The organism is Treponema brennaborense DSM 12168, assembly GCF_000212415.1.
Lineage (GTDB): Bacteria > Spirochaetota > Spirochaetia > Treponematales > Treponemataceae > Treponema_F > Treponema_F brennaborense.
Window position 1 is genome coordinate 1,177,030 of the sequence record NC_015500.1, and the last position, 19,791, is coordinate 1,196,820.

Consider the following 19,791-nt stretch of genomic DNA (forward strand, 5'->3'; position numbering starts at 1 on the left):
ATATACTGACGCCGTGTTCGCCGATTTTATCAAGCTGCTGCTTACCGTTCTTATTATTATGGATCCGATCGGGATCATTCCTCAATATTTGTCAGTTACCGCCCTTATGGACGAATCGCTGAAACGTACGGTTATAAAACGCGCGGTGTGCATCGCCGCGCTCGTGCTGTTCGTGTTCATTTTGCTGGGACGGTATCTGCTGCTCTTTTTCGGTATTCAGCCCGGTGCGTTTTATATTTCGGGCGGAATCCTCTTTTTCCTGATTGCGTTTGAAATGATTTACAGCAAACCGCGGAGCAGGCAGACGCCGGCGCCCGTACAATCGGAAAACGAAGATCCTTCGTTTGTCGCGCTCTTTCCGCTCGCCATACCGCTTATCGCGGGACCCGGCCTTATCACGACGATTATGGTCTTTTCTTCAACGAGCCGTCCCTGGATCGTTTCCGCCGGACTGCTGGCCGCAGCCGTCTGTGCGGGACTGGTGTGCGTGTACGTGTCTCTGCGGGGAGCGTCGCTGCTGCTCCGGTTTCTGCATCATACGGGTATGTTCGTCGTTGAAAAAATCATGGGGCTGATTTTGTCCGGAATGGCGGTTCAGCTGATATACGACGGTTTAATAAAATTGGGAATAATAGGCGGTACATGATGAATACGGACACGGAATCGGCAGCGCGCGGCAAAGGCGCTATTGAAGGCGGAAATCACGCGGCGCTCTGGCACGGCCGGTTTGCGGAAGGCCCCGACGCGCAGGCCGTTGCGTTTGAAACATCCATTCACGTAGACGAGCGCATGGCGGCGGACGATATCGCGGGCAGTAAAGCGCACGCGGCTATGCTCGGTTCGGCGGGAATAATCAGCCGTGCCGAAGCCGACGCGATCGTTTCGACGCTCGACGGCATCGCAGCGGATCTGAACTCCGGAGCGCTGAGCGTAGACCCGTCCGCGGAAGACATCCATTCGTTCGTAGAAGGCGTGCTCACCGACCGCCTCGGCGAGACCGGTAAAAAAGTACATACCGGGCGCAGTCGCAACGATCAGATAGCGCTCGACGAGCGGCTGTACCTGCGCCACGCGGTTCCCGACTTGCAGCGCAGACTGGTTACGCTGATTTCCGTGCTGAACGATATTGCCGGTTCCCATACGGAAACCCTTTTGAGCGGATACACTCATTTGCAGCGCGCGCAGCCGGTAACGCTTGCTCATCACGTGTGCGCTTGGAGCTGGATGCTCGTGCGCGATCACGGCCGGCTGTCCGACGCGTTGAAGCGGATTAATCTGTCGCCGCTGGGAGCGGGAGCGCTCGCCGCAAGCGGACTGCCGCTCGACCGTGAAGCGGTAGCTTCGGCGCTCGGCTTTGAAGGGGTAACGCAGAATTCGCTCGATACCGTTGCGGATCGCGACTATTGTATTGAAATCACCGCGGCGCTGTCGCTTTTGATGGCGCATCTGTCGCGGTTCTGCGAAGAAATAATCATTTGGTCTACCGAAGAATTCAAATTTATCGATCTGTCCGAAAAGTGGTCGACCGGTTCCAGCATCATGCCTCAGAAAAAGAATCCCGACTTTGCGGAGCTTATCCGCGGCCGCACCGGCAAAGTGTACGGCGACTTGATCGCGCTTTTGACGATGATAAAAGGGCTGCCGCTTGCGTATAATCGCGATATGCAGGAAGACAAATCGAGTCTGTTCGACGCATACGACACGGCGTTGTCGTGCGTAACCGTTTTTACCCATATGATCGGGACTGCCCGCTGGAATACGGAACGTATGGCCGCTTCCTGTACCGGCGGACACGCGAACGCAACCGACGTTGCCGATTATCTGGTGCGCAAAGGTATGCCGTTTCGTACGGCACACGGCGTCGCGGCTTCCGCGGTGCGTTTGTGCATCGAACGGGGCTGTAATATAGAAGATTTGCCGCTTGCCGATCTGCAGGCGTGTTCGCCGCTCATCGAAGCCGATTTGTACGCGTGCATTACGAGCGAAGCGTGCGTGTCTGCCCGCGATATTACCGGCGGACCCGCGCCGGCTCAGGTAAAACGGCAGATTGCCGCTCTCCGTGCGTTCTGCGTGGAGCACTCGTAACCGGCCGAATACGTTCGGCACGCGCGCGGCGGTATCTTGAAGAAGCGCGCCGTTTCGTGTACAGTATTTGTAAATGTTTTTTTGTATATATGCAGAAAAAGGAGTGTAAGATAAAAACCGCCTGCAATATCGTCGGTTTTTATCTTTTATAAGTTTGCGTTGCAAACTTTCTTATTAAGTGCAGCTTCTCACTTTGTTGCGAAGCTGCGTAAAAAGCCAAGTCGGAAATTGACATTTCCTCCTTGACTTTTTATAGGAGTGTATCATGAAAAAAATGCTTGCAGCAGTCTGCGCGTGCGCGCTGATTGCCGGTACCGTATTCGCCGGCGGTAAAAAAGATTCCGGCGTAGACAATTCGCTTGAAGAATTGAAAACCCGCGGCGTGTTCGTACTCGGACTGGACGATTCTTTTCCGCCGCTCGGTTTCCGCAACGAATCGAACGACATCGCCGGTTACGATATCGATCTGGCAGCGGAAGTCTGCCGCCGTCTCGGCGTAACGCTGAAATGTCAGCCGATCGACTGGGCCGCCAAAGAACAGGAATTGAATACCGGCAACATCGACTGCATTTGGAACGGTTTTACGATGACGCCGGAACGCGAGCAGGCGCTTTCCTTTTCAAAGCCGTATCTCGACAACGCGCAAGTCGTTATCGTCCGCGGCAATTCGGGTATTAAAACGCTCGCCGATCTTGCCGGTAAGTCCATCGGACTGCAGGCCGGTTCCAGTGCGGCGGACGCCGTTGAAGCGGCTCCCGAATTCAAGAAATCGGTAAAGGAAATCGTCGAATTCAAGGACAATCTGACCGCGCTGATGGATCTTGAAATCAAAGGCGTGGACGGCGTCGTTATGGATATGGTCGTCGGCAACTACAGTATTAAAACTTCAGGCAAGAATTTCGTCGTACTCGACGAACATTTGAGTTCCGAAAAATACGGTATCGGCTTCCGCAAACGCGATGTGAAACTGCGCGACGAAGTGCAGAGCGTTCTCGAGCAGATGGCTGCGGACGGAACGGTTGCCGCCATTTCTCAGAAATGGTTCGGAGCCGACATTTCCGTGATCGGCAAATAAGGTAAGGCGGCGGCTGCAATGGAAAAAATGCTTCTTGCGATGTGCGAAGGGTCCCTCGTTTCTCTGAAAATATTTTTTCTGACTCTTCTGTTTTCGCTTCCGCTCGGTTTACCGTTTGCGGCTGCCCGCATGTCTAAAAACCCGGTACTGTCCGTACCGGCTAAACTGTTCATGCTGATAATCCGCGGAACGCCGCTGATTTTGCAGCTCATTTTCGTGTATTTTGCACCGTATTATCTATTCAAAATATCGTACAACCGTTTTACCGCCGCGATTATCGCCATGTCCGTAAATTACGCGGCGTATTTTGCGGAAATTTACCGCGGCGGCATCGAATCCGTGTCCAAAGGGCAGTATGAAGCCGGAAAGGTGCTCGGTTTTACCCGATTGCAGACGTTTTTCAGGATCGTGCTGCCGCAAGTGATCAAGCGGATTCTGCCCGCGACCGGAAACGAAGTCATTACGCTGGTAAAAGACACCGCGCTCGCTCAGGTTATCGGCGTTGCCGAACTGTTCCGCGTTGCCCAAAACGCCGCGAGCCGGGAATTTTCAACGATGCCCATTTTCGTTGCCGGCGTTTTTTATTTTTTCATGAACTGGATCGTTTCGGCGGTGTTCGTCCGCGCGGAAAAAAAACTCGATTATTACCGGTAGCGTTGGAGCGTGTCATGTCCGAAGTCGTCGTAGAAGTAGAAAATCTTTCCAAATCGTTCAATACGCTGGAAGTCATCAAAGATATATCGTTCACCGTTTCCAAGGGTGAAGTGCTCGGCGTTATCGGGCCGTCCGGTTCCGGCAAATCCACCATGCTTCGCTGCGTAACGCAGCTTGAATCGGTTTCAGGCGGTACCGTCAGAATCGGCGGCGACACGCTGGTGCGGGACGGTGCGTACGCCGATAAGCGGACGCTGCGCCGAATCGGTTTGAAAGCCGGGCTCGTTTTCCAGAATTTCAATTTGTTTCCGCATTTCAACGTACTGCGCAACGTTACCGAGGCGCAGACGGTCGTTCTGAAAAAGACGAAAGCCGAAGCGCTTGAAACCGCGCGAGCGCTGCTTGCAAAGATGGGTCTTTCCGATAAGGAAAACGCGTATCCGTGCGAATTGTCCGGCGGGCAGCAGCAGCGCGTATCCATTGCCCGCGCGCTCGCTTTAAATCCTGAAGTGCTGTTTTTCGACGAGCCGACTTCGGCGCTCGATCCGGAACTGACCGGAGAGATACTGAAAGTTATCCGGTCTCTTGCGGAAGAAAAAATGACGATGGTCGTCGTAACGCACGAAATGTCGTTCGCTCGCGATCTTGCCGATCACATCATTTTTATGGACGGCGGCGTCATCGTGGAGCAGGGGGACGCCCGCAGCGTGATTACGAATCCGCAGAACGAGCGCACGAAAGCGTTTTTAAGCAGATTTTAAATCCGTTGCCGAACCCGTTTGCGACGGCTGCGCGATGGCAGTGCGGCGGCTTAAACTTGACAGCCGCTGCGGTTTACCATTACAATTTACAGCCATAGAGGTTTCGTGGAAACTGCGTATACGATAGTCGTGCCGGACGCTGAGATGCTGTCGCGTTTGTGCGGTACGAATGACAGTAATTTAGATCTCATTGAAAAACATTTGGGCGTGCCCGTTTTTACCTGCGGAAACGAATTATCCGTACCTGACGCGGATCCCGGCGTAGCGCAGCAGTTCAGGCATATCATAGACCGTTTGCTGGACGAAGCTTCCGAAGGCTGCGACGTGGGGCCCGATCTGCTGAACACCATTTTGCTCGATTCGTCGGATCGTCTTTCAGCCGGATCGTTTTCGGCGGCGAGCGTCGTTATTCCCGGCGGTATCCGGAAAGTGTATCCGAAGACCCGTAATCAGGCGGCGCTCGTGCACGCAATGCGCCGCAGCGACATGGTGTTCTGTCTGGGACCGGCCGGCAGCGGCAAAACGTTTCTCGCCGTCGCCGAAGCGCTCCGGCTCGTGCTGTCGCATGAAAAAGCGGGCATCGTGCTTACCCGGCCCGTCGTGGAAGCGGGCGAAAATCTGGGATTCCTGCCGGGCGATTTGGAACAGAAAATAAATCCGTATCTGCGCCCGCTGTACGACGCGATAGGAGCGCTGCTTCCGAAAGAAACCGTACGCAAGCTGACGGAATCCGGTGCGATAGAAACGGCGCCGCTGGCGTATATGCGCGGGCGGACTTTACATAACAGCGTTATTATTCTGGACGAAGCGCAGAATACGACGAAAGAGCAAATGAAAATGTTTTTAACCCGGATGGGTGAAGGGTCGAAAGTCTTCGTGACTGGCGACATAACTCAAGTTGACCTTCCGCCGCGGACTGTGTCCGGTTTGGCGCACGCGGTTCGCGTGCTTCGTTCCGTTCCGGAGATAGAAATTCATTCGTTGACTGCCTCGGACGTGGTGCGGAATCCTTTGGTCAAAAAAATTGTACAGGCGTATGAAAACGAACAAACCGATTTCTCCTAAAACTGAAAAAACGAACGCGCTGACTGCGTTATTACATTCTCTCGGTAATTACGTTTCGCGTAATTATCTCATTCTCGTCGTTTTTCTGCTGGCGTTTACCGCCGTCGTCCTGATTGCGTTTTTTGCCGTCGCGTCGTCCGGCACCGTTTTTTCATACGCGGTGTCGGATTTTGAAGCGGGGCAGATCGCGGATCGTACGATTATTGCCGATAAAACGCTCGCGCCCGACGCGGCCAATCCGGCGTCGATAGAAAAAGGCGAAAAGGTGGTGCGCAAAGGCTTCCCGATTACCGAAGAATCGCTCGCCAAATTGCAGAAAATGGCGGAAGCGCCGTCGTATATCGATTACCGGGTGTTCGCCGACAAAGTGCTGTATCTGATGCTGCTGTCGGCGCTTTGGTTTTTGCTGTTTACGCCCGCGCTGACGGGGGTAAAAGCGTCGGTAAAAGAATGCGTGCTTCTGGCGATTTTTTTCGTGAGCATATACGCGCTCGCCGTTTTCGGCAGAAAGCTCGCGCCGTTTTCTTCGGCGTACAACGTGCCGATCGTGATTCCGGGCGTGCTTTTTATCATTCTGACGGCGGTATTGTTCGGGCAGCTGCACGCGGTCTTCTTTTCGTTTATCGCGGCGCTCGGCGTGCTGAACGCGGACGCGGCGAACCTTATTCCCGCACTGTTCGTGCTCGCTTCGTGTCTGGCTTCCGCCCGAATCGTCCGTAAAATAGAAAAACGCATCGATTTGGTTTTTGCGTCGCTTTTGATCGCGCTGCTGAATCTGGTTTTTATGGTAACGTTCAAGATCATTTTTCTCGATTCGTTTTCAAACGCGCTGTTTACGCTGCTGATGATCGCGCTGAACGGTTTCATTTCCGGGATATTGGCGCTCGGTTTTCTGACTCCGCTTGAGTCGCTTTTAAATACGGCTTCGGTGTTCCGGCTCATGGATTTATCCGATCTGAACAATCCGGTGATGCGCAAAATGCTTTTGACCGCGTCGGGAACGTACAATCATTCGATGATGGTCGCGACGCTTGCCGAAAGCGCGTGCCGCGAGATCGGCGCGAATTCGCTGCTCGCGCGCGTGGGTGCGTACTATCACGATTTGGGTAAAGTGGATCAGAGCGAATATTTCGTTGAAAATCAGACCGGCGGAAACAAGCACGATGAAATAAATCCGCGCCTTTCGGCGTCCGTGATCAAGAGTCACGTTAAACGAGGGATTGAAAAAGCCCATCAGCTGCGCCTTCCGCCTGAAGTCATCGATATCATAGCCGAACATCACGGAAACGGACTTATTTCGTATTTTTATAACGAAGCGAAAAAACAGGACGACACGGTTACTCCGGAAGAATTTTCGTATATCGGAAATCCGCCGTCGAGCAGGGAGTCCGCCGTAGTTATGCTCGCCGATACGGTTGAAGCCGCCTGCCGTACGCTTGAAAAACCGTCCGTGTCTCGGCTTGAAAAATTCATCCATCAGCTCGTTATGGGAAAATTCGAGCATCATCAGCTCGACAAATCGGAGCTGACGTTCAAAGATCTTGCGGTCATAGAAGATTCGTTCGTGCAGATACTGGCGGGGTACTATCATTCGCGAATCGAATATCCGAATCAAAAAGATCCCGACGACGATACGCCGGCAAAAGAAAGGGGAGACGATGAAAAACGAAGCAAATAAAATAGAAGTATCCGTGCACGAAGCGTGCGGTTCGCCCGAATGGATCGAAAAAATCGAGCCGTTTATGGAGTCCGTGCTGCGAAAATTGCATATTACCGGCTGGGAGGTCTCCGTACTGTTCTGTGCGGATCCGTTTATTGCGGAGCTGAACCTGCAGTACCGTTCGATCAAAGGTCCGACAGACGTGCTGTCTTTTGAACTCGGCGACGAATATATCGACGAAGACGGCGTGCCGTGGACTTCTGCGGGTGATATCGTCGTCAGTATCGATACGCTTGAACGGAACGCACTTGAATTCGGCGTTCCCGTCGATCAGGAACTGAAACGGCTGCTGATTCACGGTGTGCTGCATTTGTCGGGATACGATCACAGCGACAATTCTCCCGAACAGGAAATGCTCGTTTTGCAGGAGTCGATATTGCCCGATTTTCTGCACGACGCGGATATTATCATACGGGAAAAGGAATAAAGGAATACTATTGATGGGTTTGTTTGACAAGTTTACGAAGAAGAAAAAAGATGCTGCGGGTGATTCCGGTTCGGGAACGACCGAAGAACAATTGAACGAAGAAAAGCGCGACATGATTCGGGGAATTGAAGATCTGTCGGAAACGTCCGTAAAAGAAGTGATGATTCCCCGTATAGACGTCGATTTTCTGTCCGTCGGAACGCCTCAGAACGAGTTGCTTGAAAAAATCGCGGACAGCGGCCATTCCCGGTTTCCGGTATACAGCGAATCGATCGACAACGTCATCGGAGTCCTGTACGTAAAAGACCTGATTGCGGCGTTCGCCCGGCACGAAGCGATCGATCTCGAAAAACAGGTGCGCAAGGCGTTTTTCGTGCCGGAATCGAAGCGGATAGACACGCTGCTGCGCGAATTCAAGCGCCGGCACGTGCACATCGCGATCGCAATCGACGAGTACGGCGGAATTTCCGGTATAGTCTGTATGGAAGATATTATTGAAGAAATCGTCGGCGATATTCAGGACGAATTCGACAACGAACGGGAAGATATCATTTCGCTCGGCGACAACATATGGCTGTGCGACGCGCGCGTCAATCTGGACGATTTGAACGAAACGATCGGTTCCGGCTTTCCGAACGAAGAATTCGACACGCTCGGCGGCTTCGTGTTCGACCTGTTCGGTAAAATTCCGGTTAAATACGAAAAGGTTTCCTGGAACGAATACGATTTTATCGTGCAGGACATGGAAGGGCACCGCGTGAACGTCATCAAACTGATTCGCCGCAGCAAGGACAACGAAACATGAGCAAAAAATCCGCCGCGGGATACGCAACCGGTATCCGTATCCGTTTAGCCGTCTGCTGTCTCGCCGCGTGTCTGGTATCCGTACCGGTTTCGGCAGCCGCGCCCGCCCGTACGTCGAAGTACTATTTCGATCAGGGGCAGAAATTGCAGTCGGCGCAGGATTGGTACGGCGCGGTGGAAAGTTATTACGAAGCGGTGCGCCTCAATCCCGCGTACGGTGCGGCGTGGTTTTCCCTCGCCGAATGCAATTATGAAATGGGCGAATATTCGCTTGCACTGACGTATTTGGAGTCGGCCGGTACCTATTCGGGCAAAACGGCGCAAATCCTCAATCTGACCGGATTCTGTTATTTGGGACTGCAAGCGTACGGCGACGCGGAACGCACGTTCAAGCAAGTGCTCGCCTCGTATCCGAACGACATAGACGCCCGCTTCGGTCTCGCGCAGCTGGATATTTTGGAAGGCCGGCTTTCAGGTGCTGAACAGTTGTATCTGGACGCGCTCAAACGGCAGACGTCGAACCGCCGCGCGCTTCTGTCGCTGTCGCTCGTTTCTGCGGAGATGGGAAAAACGGCCGATGCGGAGCGTTACATCGAACAGGCGCTGCGGCATCACGGCGACGACGCGGAAGTGCATTACGTTGCCGCCTGGCTGGCGTTCCGGAAAGGGGACGCCGCGTCGGCAGAGCGGCAGGTGCGCGCGGCGGTGAATCTGGCGCCCGCGCTCGACAAAGGATACGAATTGCTGGCTTCAGTGCTGTTCGAGCTGCGCCGGTATGAAGAAGTGATCGACGTGTGCGATTACCGGATCGGACGCGACCGAAATGCCGCGACGGCGTGGTATCTGAAAGGGCTTTCCCTGCAGAAGCTGGAGCGGACTCAGGACGCGTACGACGTGTTCGCCGCAGGACTCGCAGCGGTTCCGCAGGATGAAATAATGCGCGCCGCGCTTGAGCTGATCGTTACCGATACGTTCGCCGTTGAAGACGGGCGGCGCCGGCAGTGGTCCGCGTTTCACGCTGCGAAAGCGGGTGAATACGAGGCTTCGTATCAGGCGGCGCAGGCCGAGTACGAATACCGGGCGGCACTCCGCCTGGATCCGCTGAATTTGGACGCGCGGGCCGCGTACGGTGCGCTGCTCGAAAAGAACGGCCGGACCGAACTGTATCTGGAACAGCTGTGTTTTATAAGCGCCCAGCAGACGGTTTCCGTTTCGGTTTCCGACACGATAGAAGCGTATGATTCGCTTTTATCTTCCACGCTCGGCACGCGCTGGAACGTGGATCCGTTTTATCTTGACAAAACCAGATGGCATATCGGTGTATACGTGCTGAATTCGGCCTCCCGGACGCTGCATCCCGAAGCGGACGGCGTGACCGTCCGTTCGCTTGCAGAACTTTTTAACGGCAATCAGGCGATCGCGGCGACTGCCTACACGCAGCCGGTATCGTACGCCGAAGCGTTCCGCCGTTCCCGCTCCGCCGCGCATGATTATTTCGTGCTGGTCGAATTTGAACAGAGCGACCGGGAATTGCTGCTGACTGCAAAGCTGTATTCGGCGGCAACCGGAACGCAGGCGGACGTATTTCGGATCTACCGGACGGGAAACGATCGGTACGCGGGAATGCTTCGCCGCCTGTACGCTTCGATACGGAGCGTCCTGCCGGTTCGCGGAACGGTTATCGCGCGGCGCGGCGAAAACGTGCTGCTCGATTTGGGATCGGCGGACGGTATTGAAAAGGGTGCGCGGCTGACCGTGGTAAAATCAGGGAAAATCTCCGTACCCGATCAGGGCGCGGGCATTACGTACGCCGATAAGGACGTGCTCGGTACCGCTACCGTAACGGAAGTCGGTGAAGAGATTTCCCAAGCGCGGTACGAACGCGGCGGTTTCTTCGATCGGCTCAATATCGGGGATGAAGCGGTGCCGGTTCCCTCGCAGCCGGCGGATGCCGGCGCGTCCGTAGGTGCGCCGCAAACTGCATCCGCGGTGCCGCAAACTGCCGCCGCATCTCAAGCCTCAGCCGCACAGTCCCCTGCCGCGGTAAAGTCGATTATCGACGAAATAACCGGAATCGAATACCCGGTGCTGTCGGGAATGCTTGACAGTCTCCGTTAAAGCGCCGCCGGCATAAAGCGAATCCGCGTAATTTATTCCGATTCGGGGATGGCGTACGCTTCAATGGAAGCCTGAATCCAGCGGGCGGCCAATTCGGGAAAATCGTCCTGCACGTTCAAAAACGCGCTCAGGGCGTCCCGGTAGTCGCCGAGATAATAATACGTTTCTCCCAGATAAAAGATACTGCGTGCAGTAACGTCGGAACTCCGTTTGATTTGCAGAAAATCCGTGATGGCGGCGCCCGCCGCTTCATACTGCGCCGGAATGAAATACGTTTGGATAATGTCGTACAGCATGGAATCTTCACCCGATTCCGTTTTGATTTTATCGTTACGGAACACATAGGGCGTCATTCGCGGCGTACCGGCGGAATCGCTGCCGAGCGATACGGCCGCTTTTTCCGTTTCGGCAGAAATCGTACTCCGTTCCGGCGGGCGGGGGAGCATGTTTAAAAACGGCAGCGGCTGATCGCGCAGGCCTTCGGGATCGACGTCGGTTATCTTTTCCCGTGCGGAAGCGCTTTCCGGCTGTATGCGTTCGGGCTGCACTTCGTTTTCAGGGCGCACGCCGGCGATCGTCGCGTTTACGGACGGCAGTATTAAATCGTACGGTGTACCGTCCGCAGTTTTGAGCACGACGGCGTAATAATATTCCCGATAAGCGGGCAGTGTATCCCGATACGACGTTGTTCCGGGCGCCGCTTCGGCAACCGGCTGATCGCGTTTGATCGTTTCGCGTTCGGCAATGGGTTCTGTGCTCCGGTATACGAGCACGTTCGCCGTTTTTGCAAAAGCGGCGGGGAGCCGCCAGGTAACGGTTATGGCCGTCGTTGAAACGGCTTCGGCTTTAATATCCGATACGATCGGGCGCTGAGTCTGCGCGTACAGTGCGGCACTTGCGAGCAGTACGAACCACACGGAGAATATCTTTTTCATACTTATATAATGCGATAAAATATCGGTTTTTTCAAGGGCACACTGGACAATATGCCCCGTTTATTTTATGCTATAGTATGTTTATTTCAGTTGTCCTCGATCCCGGTACTATGGATTCGGCGCGGGCGCTCGTGTCCGTATTGTCGCGTTTCGGATTTAAAAAAATCCAGCGCGCGTGCTGGGAGCATACGTCTCTAACCGATTCGATGCTTTCCGGGCTGAAAAAGGAAATCGACCGGGTGACGGATTACTACGATACGGTCAGAATGTATCAATTTCCGATACAAGGAACGTTCGCGGTAACGGAGCTTGCGAAAAAGAAGTGGAAACGCTGTCTGCTTCGCGCTCCCGGCGTTCCGCAGTAAAAACGTGTCGCCATTTCATTTACGGAGGTTCTTACCATGCTTGAAGATTTTAAAATGCCTATCGCCTCGCTCAAAGAGGATATATTGAACGTTTGGGGGCGTCTTTGACGTCCCTTCCATAGAAGCCGCCATTTCCGAAAAAGAAGCCTTATCCGGCGAAAGCGGATTTTGGGAAAACCCCGCGAAAGCCGAAAAAGTCATGACCGACATAAAGCAGCTTAAAAACCGAATCGAGCCGTGGCGGGATTTGATCGCCGCCGTAGACGACGCGGAAGCGCTTTACGAACTCGGTATGGAAAGCGGCGACGAATCGCTTGAAGCCGAATTGAAAGCGGCGTACGATCAGGCGCAGGCCGAATACGACCGGCTGAGTATCCTGAATCTGCTTTCGGGAGAAGTCGACCGTAACGGCGCGTTCTTGACGATTCACGCCGGTGCCGGCGGAACGGAAGCGTGCGATTGGGCTCAGATGCTGTGCCGCATGTACGTGCGCTGGGCGGAACGCCGCGGTTTCAAAGTTGAAACGGTGGATATGCTCGAAGCCGAAGGCGGTATCAAGTCGGTTACGCTTCAAATTTCGGGCGAATACGCGTACGGCTATTTGAAATCGGAAGCCGGTATTCATCGGCTCGTGCGCATCAGTCCGTTCGACTCGAACGCACGCCGGCACACGTCGTTTTCTTCCGTTTACGTGTTTCCGGTTCTCGACGATACGATCGAAGTCGACATCCGACCAGAAGATTTGCGTGTGGATACGTACCGTGCCGGCGGCGCCGGCGGTCAGCACGTCAACAAGACCGATTCGGCGGTTCGTTTTACGCACTTGCCGACCGGTATCGTCGTCGCCTGCCAGACCGAACGCAGTCAGACGATGAACCGCGCCACCGCAATGAGCATGTTGCGTGCCCGGCTGTACGAATATTACCGCGAGCAGAAAGAAAAGGAAAACGCCAAGTTTGCGTCGGAGAAAAAAGACATTTCGTGGGGCAATCAGATCCGTTCCTACGTATTCCAGCCGTATACGATGGTAAAAGATCATCGCACGAAGCACGAAATAGGGAACATCCAATCCGTTATGGACGGCGCGATCGATCCGTTTATCGAAGCGTTTCTCGCGGCGCAGTGGAAAGGTCAGCCGCTCGATTCCGGCCCGGACGCGGGGGACGATATATGATTCTACGGCAGATTGCGGCGGTTTGCGCCGCCGCTTTTCTGTTGTCTCCCGCCGCGCTGCGCGCTTCCGAGTGGGTGCTCGCGGCAATGCCGTTCGGCGTTTCGTCCGTGGCCGCTCCGGCCGGCGGCGTTTCTGCGGAAACCGTACGGGCCGTGTCCGCTCAGATACCGCAGTTGATTCTGGAATCGCTGTCCGACGCGGAAACGCACGTACCGTCGGCGTCGGAGCTGCGCGGCCGCGAATTGTCGGCATTGCGCGCCGAGCGGAAAAAGCTGGCGGGTGAATTGTCCGCCGCCGTAAAAAAACGCGACGCGCTGGTGCTTTCCGAGCGGAATGAACGGACGCTGCGGAAAAAGCTGGCGGAGCAGGACGAAGCCGTCCGGCAGATTACGCAAAAATTGACTGAAAACGCGGCGGCGTTGGAAAGAGTGCAGACCGCTCCGCTTTTTTCTGCGGAAGACGTTTCGGGAGACGGCGCTTCAGCCGTTCCGGCGGAAGCGGCTCGGACAGGACCGGTTCAGCCGGAAACGGTCGTTTTATGGAAACGGCAGACTGCCGAATTGTTTTCCGTTTCCGCCGCTTCGGCCCAAAATTCCGCTTTGAATTCCGTCCCTGATTCCGCTTCAATCGAAAAAGCCGTTGATACGGCGCGCATAAACGGTTTGATAACCGGTTCCGTTTCCGTGATCGGGCAGTACGTTTCGGTTACGGCCGGACTTTCTCTGTATCCGGGAAATATAGCGGCCGGTTCCGTTACGGAAAGCGGTTCGCTGTCAGATACGGTTTTGATAGCCGAACGGATTGCGCGCGCGCTGGTTCCGCTGATACGGAACGCGCCGCCCGTGCGGGTTGCGTTCGACGTTCAGCCCGAAGCGGCTGCCGCCGCTGCCCGGATTTCGGTCGACGGATCGCTGTCCGTATCCGCCGGCCGGGCGAAAGACGGCGTCACGCTTTCGGCGGGCGTTCATACGGTGACAGTCGAGTCGGCCGGATATAAAACGACCGGTTTTACGTACGATTTTTCGCAGGAAGCCGCGTTTCGGACGGTCATCCGATTGGAAAAGCTTGAACCTAAAACGGTCGATTTTACGCTCGACGTACCGCTGCCGGGAACTTTTTTCATAAACGGTTTGACCGCCAGTTCCGATCCGGTCCGCATACCGGTAACTTCGGACGTGGTGCTCGGAGAATTCGTATTAGCGCCGCCGCCCGGCTCCGAAGGCAATGCGGCGAAAACTCCGCCGGTTTCGACGTTTTTTACCGCCGACGTAAGCGGCGTGCGGAATCTGACCGATATTTCCGCGAGTATTACGGCCGAAACGCAGGATCTCGCCTTCCGCATTGAAAAAAGACGGAAGACCATGTATAATTCGTACAGCGCGCTGCTGGTTTCGCTCATTCCTTCCGTCGCTTCTTACGGCATGTACGTCGACTCGTATAACGGCTGGGCGATGGGCTATAAAGACGAACAGGAGCGGCGCATGTGGAAGACTGTGTCCGATTGTTCGATCGCCTTGTCCGTCGGATTCGGAATCAATTTTATAGTGCAGCTCGGACGGTATATTTTTGCGGCGAACGCGATATTGCCGAAAACTGCTGAAATCGGGAATTAACATGGCTAAAATATCATTTTCACAGAAAATCAAAAATCTGTTCGGAATCCATCCGGTAAAAGACGAATCGTTTTTTGACGAACTTGCCGATATCCTGATCGAAGGGGATCTCGGCGCAAAGAACGTGTTCGACATAGTCGAAAAACTGCAAAAGCACTGTCGTGATCTGCATATCAGTGAAGAACGGGAAATCATCGCGGAATTGAAGCGTATGTTGCTTGAATTCGTAAAAAAAGTCGAACTTGCACCTGACGCTGAAAAAGTCAACGTCTATTTGCTGCTCGGTGTCAACGGCGTGGGCAAAACTACGTCGGCGGCGAAACTCGCTTCGTTCTACGACGGTATGGGAAAATACAACGTCGTGCTTGCCGCTGCGGATACGTTCCGTGCGGCGGCGATCGATCAGCTGCTGATTCACGGCGAACGGCTGGGTATCCGCGTAGTGGCGCATCAGCACGGTTCGGATCCTTCGGCGGTCGTATTCGACGCGGCGGATGCCGTTGCGTCGAAGGGAGGCGGACTCGTTATCGCCGATACGGCGGGGCGGCTGCACAATAAGGAAAATCTCGTGCGCGAATTGCAGAAAATAGACCGGATCGCTTCATCCAAGGCGGACGCGGGCTGTTATAAGAAAATTCTGGTGGTAGACGGTACGACGGGGCAGAACGCGTTCCGGCAGGCGGAAGTGTTTCATGAAGCGGTCGGGCTCGATGCGGTTATCCTGACCAAATACGATTCGACGGCCAAAGGCGGCATCGCTGCGGCGATCGGGCACGATTTGGGCATTCCCGTCGCGTTCGTCTGCTTTGGGGAAAGCTACAACGATATCCGTCCGTTCGAGCCGGAACGGTACGTGGATGAATTTTTGGGGATCGACTGATGCGGCTCCGGTTCGTTTCCGCCGCGCTCGTTTGCGGACTTTTATGCCGGAGCGGGGGTGCCGCACAGCAGCGCGACGCCGAACGTTACCGCTACACGGGCAGCGGCGACGTCCGTCTGTACCTGGGCGACGGCGAGCAAACGGCCGTTTTGTCCGAGCGCGAAGGCGTTTCGCTCGTGCAGGCGGCGGACGAGGGTTTTTCGAGAAACGAATACGATCCGTTCCTGCGGCTCAAATCCCGTACGGTGTGGCGCGCCGGGGATTCCGGGGCGGCCGCGGTGATTGCCGTCCGTACGGATTATTCGTACGAAGGCGATTCGTTCCGGCTGCTTGAATCGCAGACCTACGATGCCGAAAAAGCGACCGTGACGGTTACGTCGTTTTCCGCCGGCGGGCTGCCCGCTGCCGAATCGGTGTACGCGGTGAGCCCGGAACCCGCTGAGGGCGGCAAATCCGCGGCGCGTACCGGCGAAAGTCGGACGCTGCGCACGCTGACCGAATACCGCTACGCGGCGGGAACGGAACTTTCGGAAAAGACCGTAACCGATTACACGGTGAATCCGCCCGCGTCGTATCGGACGGTGTACCGCAAAGCCGGCGACATCCGCGGCGGATACGATTATTTTGAAAACGGCGTTCTGCGCGTTTCGCGGAATCAGCAGGACGCGGACAATTATACGGAAACGTTTTTTTTCGACGGCGGACTGCGCGTCGAATCGACATACCGCGGCGGAATCCTGCGGGAAGAACTGTTTTTTGACGGAAAAACCGAACTGCGGAGGAATTCATTTTGAATTGGATACTGTTCGTTTCGCGCCGGTTCGCTCAGGTCGACCGTTCGGGCCGTTCGGCGGTAACCGGATTTCTGGCTTCGCTGAGTATCTGCTTCGGCGTGATGACGCTGATCGTAACGGTATCCGTGATGAACGGATTCCAAATGGGATTTATCGACAGTATTATGGAAATCAGTTCCGCCCATATCAGACTGACGCCGGACGCAGATTTTGACGAAGCCGCGCTCGAAGCCGCCGCCGCGGATCCGGCGAACGGTATCGTCTCCGTTCAGCCGTTTTACGAAGCGCAGACGCTGATGGCCGGAGTCGGAGGCAGACAAAGCGCGGCGTTCATCAGAGCCGTTTCCCGCAACGTATATCGCGAAGACGCGGGATTCGCGCGCGAACTGCGTATGTATTCGGGCTCGTTCGATCTGGAATCACCCGGTTCCATCGTGCTCGGTTCCGAACTTGCGCGCAGACTCGGCGCGCGGGTCGGCAGCAAAGTGAATCTGCTCGCGCTTTCGGGCGGGAGCGACGTCGATCTGATTTCCGAAAACCGGGTTTGCACCGTAACCGGCATTTTCAGCTGCGGATATGCCGACATAAACGCTTCGTATTCGTTCGTTTCGCTTGAAGACGGGGAGCGGTTTTTCGGTTCCGACGCGCGCAAGTTGTACGCGGTAAAATTGTCGGATGCCGAAGCGGACGCGCGCGTGATCGCGCGGCTGTCGCGCGAAGTTCCCGCCGTTCAGGCCGAGTCTTGGCGCAGTTACAACCGTTCGTTTTTCGGCGCGCTGCGTATAGAGAAAAATCTGCTGATGATGCTGGTGTTTTTGATTTTCGTGGTCGTCGGCGTGAATATTTTCAACGGTATGCGGCGCATGGTGTACGAGCGGCGCGAAGAAATCGCGATTCTCGAAGCGCTCGGCGGAAAGAAAAAACACGTGCAGTTGATTTTCATTCTGCGCGGACTTTTGACCGGACTCGCCGGCGCGCTGCCGGGATTGCTTTTGGGAATGCTTTTATGCGTCCGGATGGATACGGTGTTCACGCTGGTTTCCAAAGCAACGTACGGCGTTCAGTATTTTTTTGCCGTCCTGTTCGATCCGGCGAACAGCATGTATATCCGCGAAAATCCGATGTATCAGGTGTACGCACGGATACCGGCTCGGTTGTTTCCGGCTGAAATAATATGTATCACCGTGTTCGGTGTGTTTTCAGCCGTCGCCGCGTCTTGGATTGCAAGCCGCGGAATGTTACGCGTATCGGTTTCGGAGGTGCTGCGCGATGAGTGATGAATCTGATCAGAACGTTATTGTCGTTACAGATCTTGAAAAAACGTATGCAAGCGGAGCCGAACAGCTGACGATTATCAAATCGCTGAACATGCGCGTACCGTGCGGCACGAAAGCGGTTATCGTGGGCGAAAGCGGCAGCGGAAAAAGCACGCTGCTCAATATTATCGGCGGTCTCGATTTACCGACGTCGGGAACCGTGCGGGTCGGTCCCTATCGGGTCAGTTCGCTCGGAGAAGACGAACTCGCCGCGTACCGTTCCAAATTCGTGGGATTGATCTTTCAGTTTCACTACTTGCTGAAAGATTTTACGGCGCTGGAAAACGTTTTTCTTCCGGCGTATATGAGCGGCGTGCCGAAAAAGGCGGCCGAAGAAAAGGCCCGGCAGCTGCTGTGCGACGTCGGTCTCGAACATCGGCTGACCCATCTACCGTCCCAGCTTTCCGGCGGCGAGCGGCAGCGCGTCGCGGTAGCCCGGTCGCTCGTGCAGGACCCTGAATTGGTTTTGGCCGACGAACCCACGGGAAACCTCGATCCGGCGAACGCCGCGGCAATCGGGGAACTGTTGTTTTCGCTGACGGATCGCTATAAGAAAACGCTGGTGCTGGTAACGCACGACCGGGAACTGGCGCGCGGCGGCGACATTCTGTACACTATCAGCGCCGGAAAACTTGCCGAAGTGTCCGCGCTTTCGGGAAATTCCGCCGTATGACCGTAAAGTCGTCGATTTTGTTCGCGTCGCGGCTGCTGCGTCCGCGCGCGGGACGGGTTTCGAGCGCACGCCGCAGTTTGTTCGGTGCCGTTTTCTGCATCGGGCTGAGCCTGGTGCCGCTCGTGGTCGTACTCGTCGTGTCCGACGGTATGATTCAAGGCATCGTGTCGCGTATTATCGAATTGTCGAGTTATCATATGCAGGTTGCCGTACAGCCGAAAAGTCCGGCGGCCGCTTCGCCTGCGGCGTTTACCGAACTTGCCGGCATCGTTGCCGAAGTGAGCGGCGTGGAGTCGGTGTATCCGGAGCGGCAGGGAATCGCGCTCGCCGCTTCGGCTGCCGGCCGTACCGGCGCTTCGGTGCGCGCGCTGCCGCCGTCCGCGTTTACGGCGGACACGCCGTTTACCGAATTGCTCACGGTTACGGACGGAACGCTCGCGCTGCCTACGGCGCGCAGTGCGCTGATAGGTTCCATAATAGCCGAAACGCTGCGTCTGAAAGCGGGCGACACGTTCCGGCTGATAACGATGAAAACCGGCGCTTCGGGAAAAACGGTTCCCCGGATGACGCCTTTTAAAGTCGAAGGTGTCGTTTCCTGCGGATATCAGGAACTCGACGCGCTGTGGGTGTTCATTCCGTTCGAGACCGGCTATTCGCTTTTATCCGACGAATCGTCCGCGCTGCAGATAGGAATTCAAACGCCCGACGCGTTCTCTCCCGATATGCCGAAGACGGCGCGTCTTATAGAACAAATCACGCCGGCCGGCGCGCGTGTTTTGCTGTGGAACGAATTGAACGTCGCGCAGTATGAAAATTTTGCATCCACCCGTATGCTGCTGATTTTTATCATGTTTCTCATCGTGCTCGTCGCGTCCGTCAACGTGTCTTCGGCGCTCGTTATGCTTTCCATGGAACGGCGCAAAGAGATCGCGATTCTGAAAAGCATCGGCGCAACGACCGGCGGTATCGTAACGACATTTCTGCTGACCGGCTTTTGTATGGGACTCGCGGGCGTTCTGGTCGGATTGCCCGTCGGCATTTTGTGCGCGGTAAACGTCAACGGAATTATTTCGGTTATGGAAAAATTTGTTAACATTTTGGCCCGATTTTGGTATATTATAAGTGGGGCGGCGGCTGGATCCGGCGGCGATTTCGTGCCGGTTCATCTGCTTGATCCCGCATTCTATTTGGAAAAAATTCCCGTCGTGCTGCCGTTTAAGGAATTATTCTGTATCGCGGCGGGAACGATCCTGCTGTCGGTGATTGTGTCGGTGATTCCCAGTCTCCGCGCCGGAGCCGAAAAGCCGATCGATACGTTGAGGAAAATATAGC

The 19,791-nt window shown here is 55.2% G+C and carries 19 protein-coding genes; 18 read left to right on the forward strand and 1 reads right to left on the reverse strand.

Going from position 1 to position 19,791, the window contains the following annotated elements:
* The first annotated feature begins 13 nt into the window (after nt 1-13).
* The 10 genes from TREBR_RS04990 to TREBR_RS05035 all read left to right on the forward strand — a co-directional run bounded on the left by TREBR_RS04990 (nt 14) and on the right by TREBR_RS05035 (nt 10,709).
* Nucleotides 14-646 carry a MarC family protein gene (locus TREBR_RS04990; protein WP_013758132.1) on the forward strand — a complete coding sequence of 211 codons (633 nt, stop codon included), beginning with the start codon at nt 14-16 and terminating at the stop codon, nt 644-646.
* A complete protein-coding gene (argH, locus tag TREBR_RS04995) occupies nt 646-2,085 on the forward strand; it encodes an argininosuccinate lyase (protein WP_013758133.1) in 1,440 nt (479 codons plus the stop codon). The genes TREBR_RS04990 and argH overlap by 1 nt, the downstream gene beginning before the upstream one ends.
* Before the next feature lie 265 nt (nt 2,086-2,350).
* A complete protein-coding gene (locus tag TREBR_RS05000; RefSeq protein ID WP_013758134.1) occupies nt 2,351-3,160 on the forward strand; it encodes an amino acid ABC transporter substrate-binding protein in 810 nt (269 codons plus the stop codon).
* A gap of 18 nt (nt 3,161-3,178) precedes the next feature.
* Entirely contained in the window at nt 3,179-3,814 is a 636-nt protein-coding gene (locus TREBR_RS05005) for an amino acid ABC transporter permease (RefSeq protein ID WP_013758135.1), read from the forward strand.
* A 14-nt stretch (nt 3,815-3,828) separates the two neighbouring features.
* Nucleotides 3,829-4,575: an amino acid ABC transporter ATP-binding protein gene (locus TREBR_RS05010; RefSeq protein WP_013758136.1), complete on the forward strand. Its 747-nt coding sequence runs from the start codon at nt 3,829-3,831 to the stop codon at nt 4,573-4,575.
* A gap of 105 nt (nt 4,576-4,680) precedes the next feature.
* Nucleotides 4,681-5,640 carry a PhoH family protein gene (locus tag TREBR_RS05015; RefSeq protein WP_013758137.1) on the forward strand — a complete coding sequence of 320 codons (960 nt, stop codon included), beginning with the start codon at nt 4,681-4,683 and terminating at the stop codon, nt 5,638-5,640.
* Complete coding sequence (locus tag TREBR_RS05020; protein ID WP_013758138.1) at nt 5,612-7,318, forward strand: HD family phosphohydrolase; 1,707 nt, start codon at nt 5,612-5,614, stop codon at nt 7,316-7,318. The genes TREBR_RS05015 and TREBR_RS05020 overlap by 29 nt, the downstream gene beginning before the upstream one ends.
* Nucleotides 7,299-7,787: an rRNA maturation RNase YbeY gene (gene ybeY, locus TREBR_RS05025; RefSeq protein WP_013758139.1), complete on the forward strand. Its 489-nt coding sequence runs from the start codon at nt 7,299-7,301 to the stop codon at nt 7,785-7,787. The genes TREBR_RS05020 and ybeY overlap by 20 nt, the downstream gene beginning before the upstream one ends.
* 13 nt (nt 7,788-7,800) lie before the next feature.
* Nucleotides 7,801-8,592 (forward strand): hemolysin family protein, encoded by a 792-nt coding sequence (locus TREBR_RS05030; protein WP_013758140.1) that lies wholly within the window; start codon nt 7,801-7,803, stop codon nt 8,590-8,592.
* Nucleotides 8,589-10,709 carry a tetratricopeptide repeat protein gene (locus tag TREBR_RS05035; protein ID WP_013758141.1) on the forward strand — a complete coding sequence of 707 codons (2,121 nt, stop codon included), beginning with the start codon at nt 8,589-8,591 and terminating at the stop codon, nt 10,707-10,709. The genes TREBR_RS05030 and TREBR_RS05035 overlap by 4 nt, the downstream gene beginning before the upstream one ends.
* 32 nt (nt 10,710-10,741) lie before the next feature.
* Here TREBR_RS05035 and TREBR_RS05040 read toward each other — a convergent pair whose 3' ends face one another.
* Nucleotides 10,742-11,644, reverse strand: a complete 903-nt coding sequence (locus TREBR_RS05040; RefSeq protein WP_013758142.1) for a hypothetical protein — start codon at nt 11,642-11,644, stop codon at nt 10,742-10,744.
* Between the two features lie 77 nt (nt 11,645-11,721).
* On the opposite strand from TREBR_RS05040, the gene TREBR_RS05045 reads away from it, so the two are divergent.
* From TREBR_RS05045 to TREBR_RS05085, 8 genes are all read left to right on the forward strand, one after another.
* Nucleotides 11,722-12,009, forward strand: coding sequence for a hypothetical protein (locus tag TREBR_RS05045; RefSeq protein WP_013758143.1), 288 nt, complete (start codon nt 11,722-11,724; stop codon nt 12,007-12,009).
* 36 nt (nt 12,010-12,045) lie between these two features.
* Nucleotides 12,046-13,183 (forward strand): peptide chain release factor 2 gene (gene prfB, locus TREBR_RS05055; RefSeq protein WP_013758144.1). Its coding sequence is split into 2 segments (ribosomal slippage): nt 12,046-12,114 and nt 12,116-13,183, totalling 1,137 coding nucleotides; the frame shifts between segments, so codons are not numbered across the junction.
* Nucleotides 13,180-14,796 (forward strand): hypothetical protein, encoded by a 1,617-nt coding sequence (locus tag TREBR_RS05060; RefSeq protein WP_013758145.1) that lies wholly within the window; start codon nt 13,180-13,182, stop codon nt 14,794-14,796. Before prfB ends, TREBR_RS05060 begins: the two co-directional genes overlap by 4 nt.
* A 1-nt stretch (nt 14,797) precedes the next feature.
* Nucleotides 14,798-15,676: a signal recognition particle-docking protein FtsY gene (gene ftsY, locus TREBR_RS05065; RefSeq protein ID WP_013758146.1), complete on the forward strand. Its 879-nt coding sequence runs from the start codon at nt 14,798-14,800 to the stop codon at nt 15,674-15,676.
* Nucleotides 15,676-16,470, forward strand: coding sequence for a hypothetical protein (locus TREBR_RS05070; protein WP_013758147.1), 795 nt, complete (start codon nt 15,676-15,678; stop codon nt 16,468-16,470). Before ftsY ends, TREBR_RS05070 begins: the two co-directional genes overlap by 1 nt.
* Nucleotides 16,467-17,747, forward strand: coding sequence for an ABC transporter permease (locus TREBR_RS05075; RefSeq protein WP_013758148.1), 1,281 nt, complete (start codon nt 16,467-16,469; stop codon nt 17,745-17,747). Before TREBR_RS05070 ends, TREBR_RS05075 begins: the two co-directional genes overlap by 4 nt.
* Nucleotides 17,740-18,459 (forward strand): ABC transporter ATP-binding protein, encoded by a 720-nt coding sequence (locus TREBR_RS05080; RefSeq protein ID WP_013758149.1) that lies wholly within the window; start codon nt 17,740-17,742, stop codon nt 18,457-18,459. Before TREBR_RS05075 ends, TREBR_RS05080 begins: the two co-directional genes overlap by 8 nt.
* On the forward strand, nt 18,456-19,790 hold the full coding sequence (locus tag TREBR_RS05085) for an ABC transporter permease (RefSeq protein WP_013758150.1): 1,335 nt from the start codon (nt 18,456-18,458) through the stop codon (nt 19,788-19,790). Before TREBR_RS05080 ends, TREBR_RS05085 begins: the two co-directional genes overlap by 4 nt.
* The last annotated feature ends 1 nt before the right edge of the window (nt 19,791 follow it).

Bases quoted from the DNA above. Each gene is read 5' to 3' on its own strand.
- argH (WP_013758133.1), top strand. From the start codon at position 646: ATGAATACGGACACGGAATCGGCAGCGCGCGGCAAAGGCGCTATTGAA.
- TREBR_RS05000 (WP_013758134.1), top strand. From the start codon at position 2,351: ATGAAAAAAATGCTTGCAGCAGTCTGCGCGTGCGCGCTGATTGCCGGT.
- TREBR_RS05005 (WP_013758135.1), top strand. From the start codon at position 3,179: ATGGAAAAAATGCTTCTTGCGATGTGCGAAGGGTCCCTCGTTTCTCTG.
- TREBR_RS05010 (WP_013758136.1), top strand. From the start codon at position 3,829: ATGTCCGAAGTCGTCGTAGAAGTAGAAAATCTTTCCAAATCGTTCAAT.
- TREBR_RS05020 (WP_013758138.1), top strand. From the start codon at position 5,612: ATGAAAACGAACAAACCGATTTCTCCTAAAACTGAAAAAACGAACGCG.
- ybeY (WP_013758139.1), top strand. From the start codon at position 7,299: ATGAAAAACGAAGCAAATAAAATAGAAGTATCCGTGCACGAAGCGTGC.
- TREBR_RS05030 (WP_013758140.1), top strand. From the start codon at position 7,801: ATGGGTTTGTTTGACAAGTTTACGAAGAAGAAAAAAGATGCTGCGGGT.
- TREBR_RS05035 (WP_013758141.1), top strand. From the start codon at position 8,589: ATGAGCAAAAAATCCGCCGCGGGATACGCAACCGGTATCCGTATCCGT.
- TREBR_RS05040 (WP_013758142.1), bottom strand. From the start codon at position 11,644: ATGAAAAAGATATTCTCCGTGTGGTTCGTACTGCTCGCAAGTGCCGCA.
- TREBR_RS05045 (WP_013758143.1), top strand. From the start codon at position 11,722: ATGTTTATTTCAGTTGTCCTCGATCCCGGTACTATGGATTCGGCGCGG.
- TREBR_RS05060 (WP_013758145.1), top strand. From the start codon at position 13,180: ATGATTCTACGGCAGATTGCGGCGGTTTGCGCCGCCGCTTTTCTGTTG.
- ftsY (WP_013758146.1), top strand. From the start codon at position 14,798: ATGGCTAAAATATCATTTTCACAGAAAATCAAAAATCTGTTCGGAATC.
- TREBR_RS05070 (WP_013758147.1), top strand. From the start codon at position 15,676: ATGCGGCTCCGGTTCGTTTCCGCCGCGCTCGTTTGCGGACTTTTATGC.
- TREBR_RS05080 (WP_013758149.1), top strand. From the start codon at position 17,740: ATGAGTGATGAATCTGATCAGAACGTTATTGTCGTTACAGATCTTGAA.
- TREBR_RS05085 (WP_013758150.1), top strand. From the start codon at position 18,456: ATGACCGTAAAGTCGTCGATTTTGTTCGCGTCGCGGCTGCTGCGTCCG.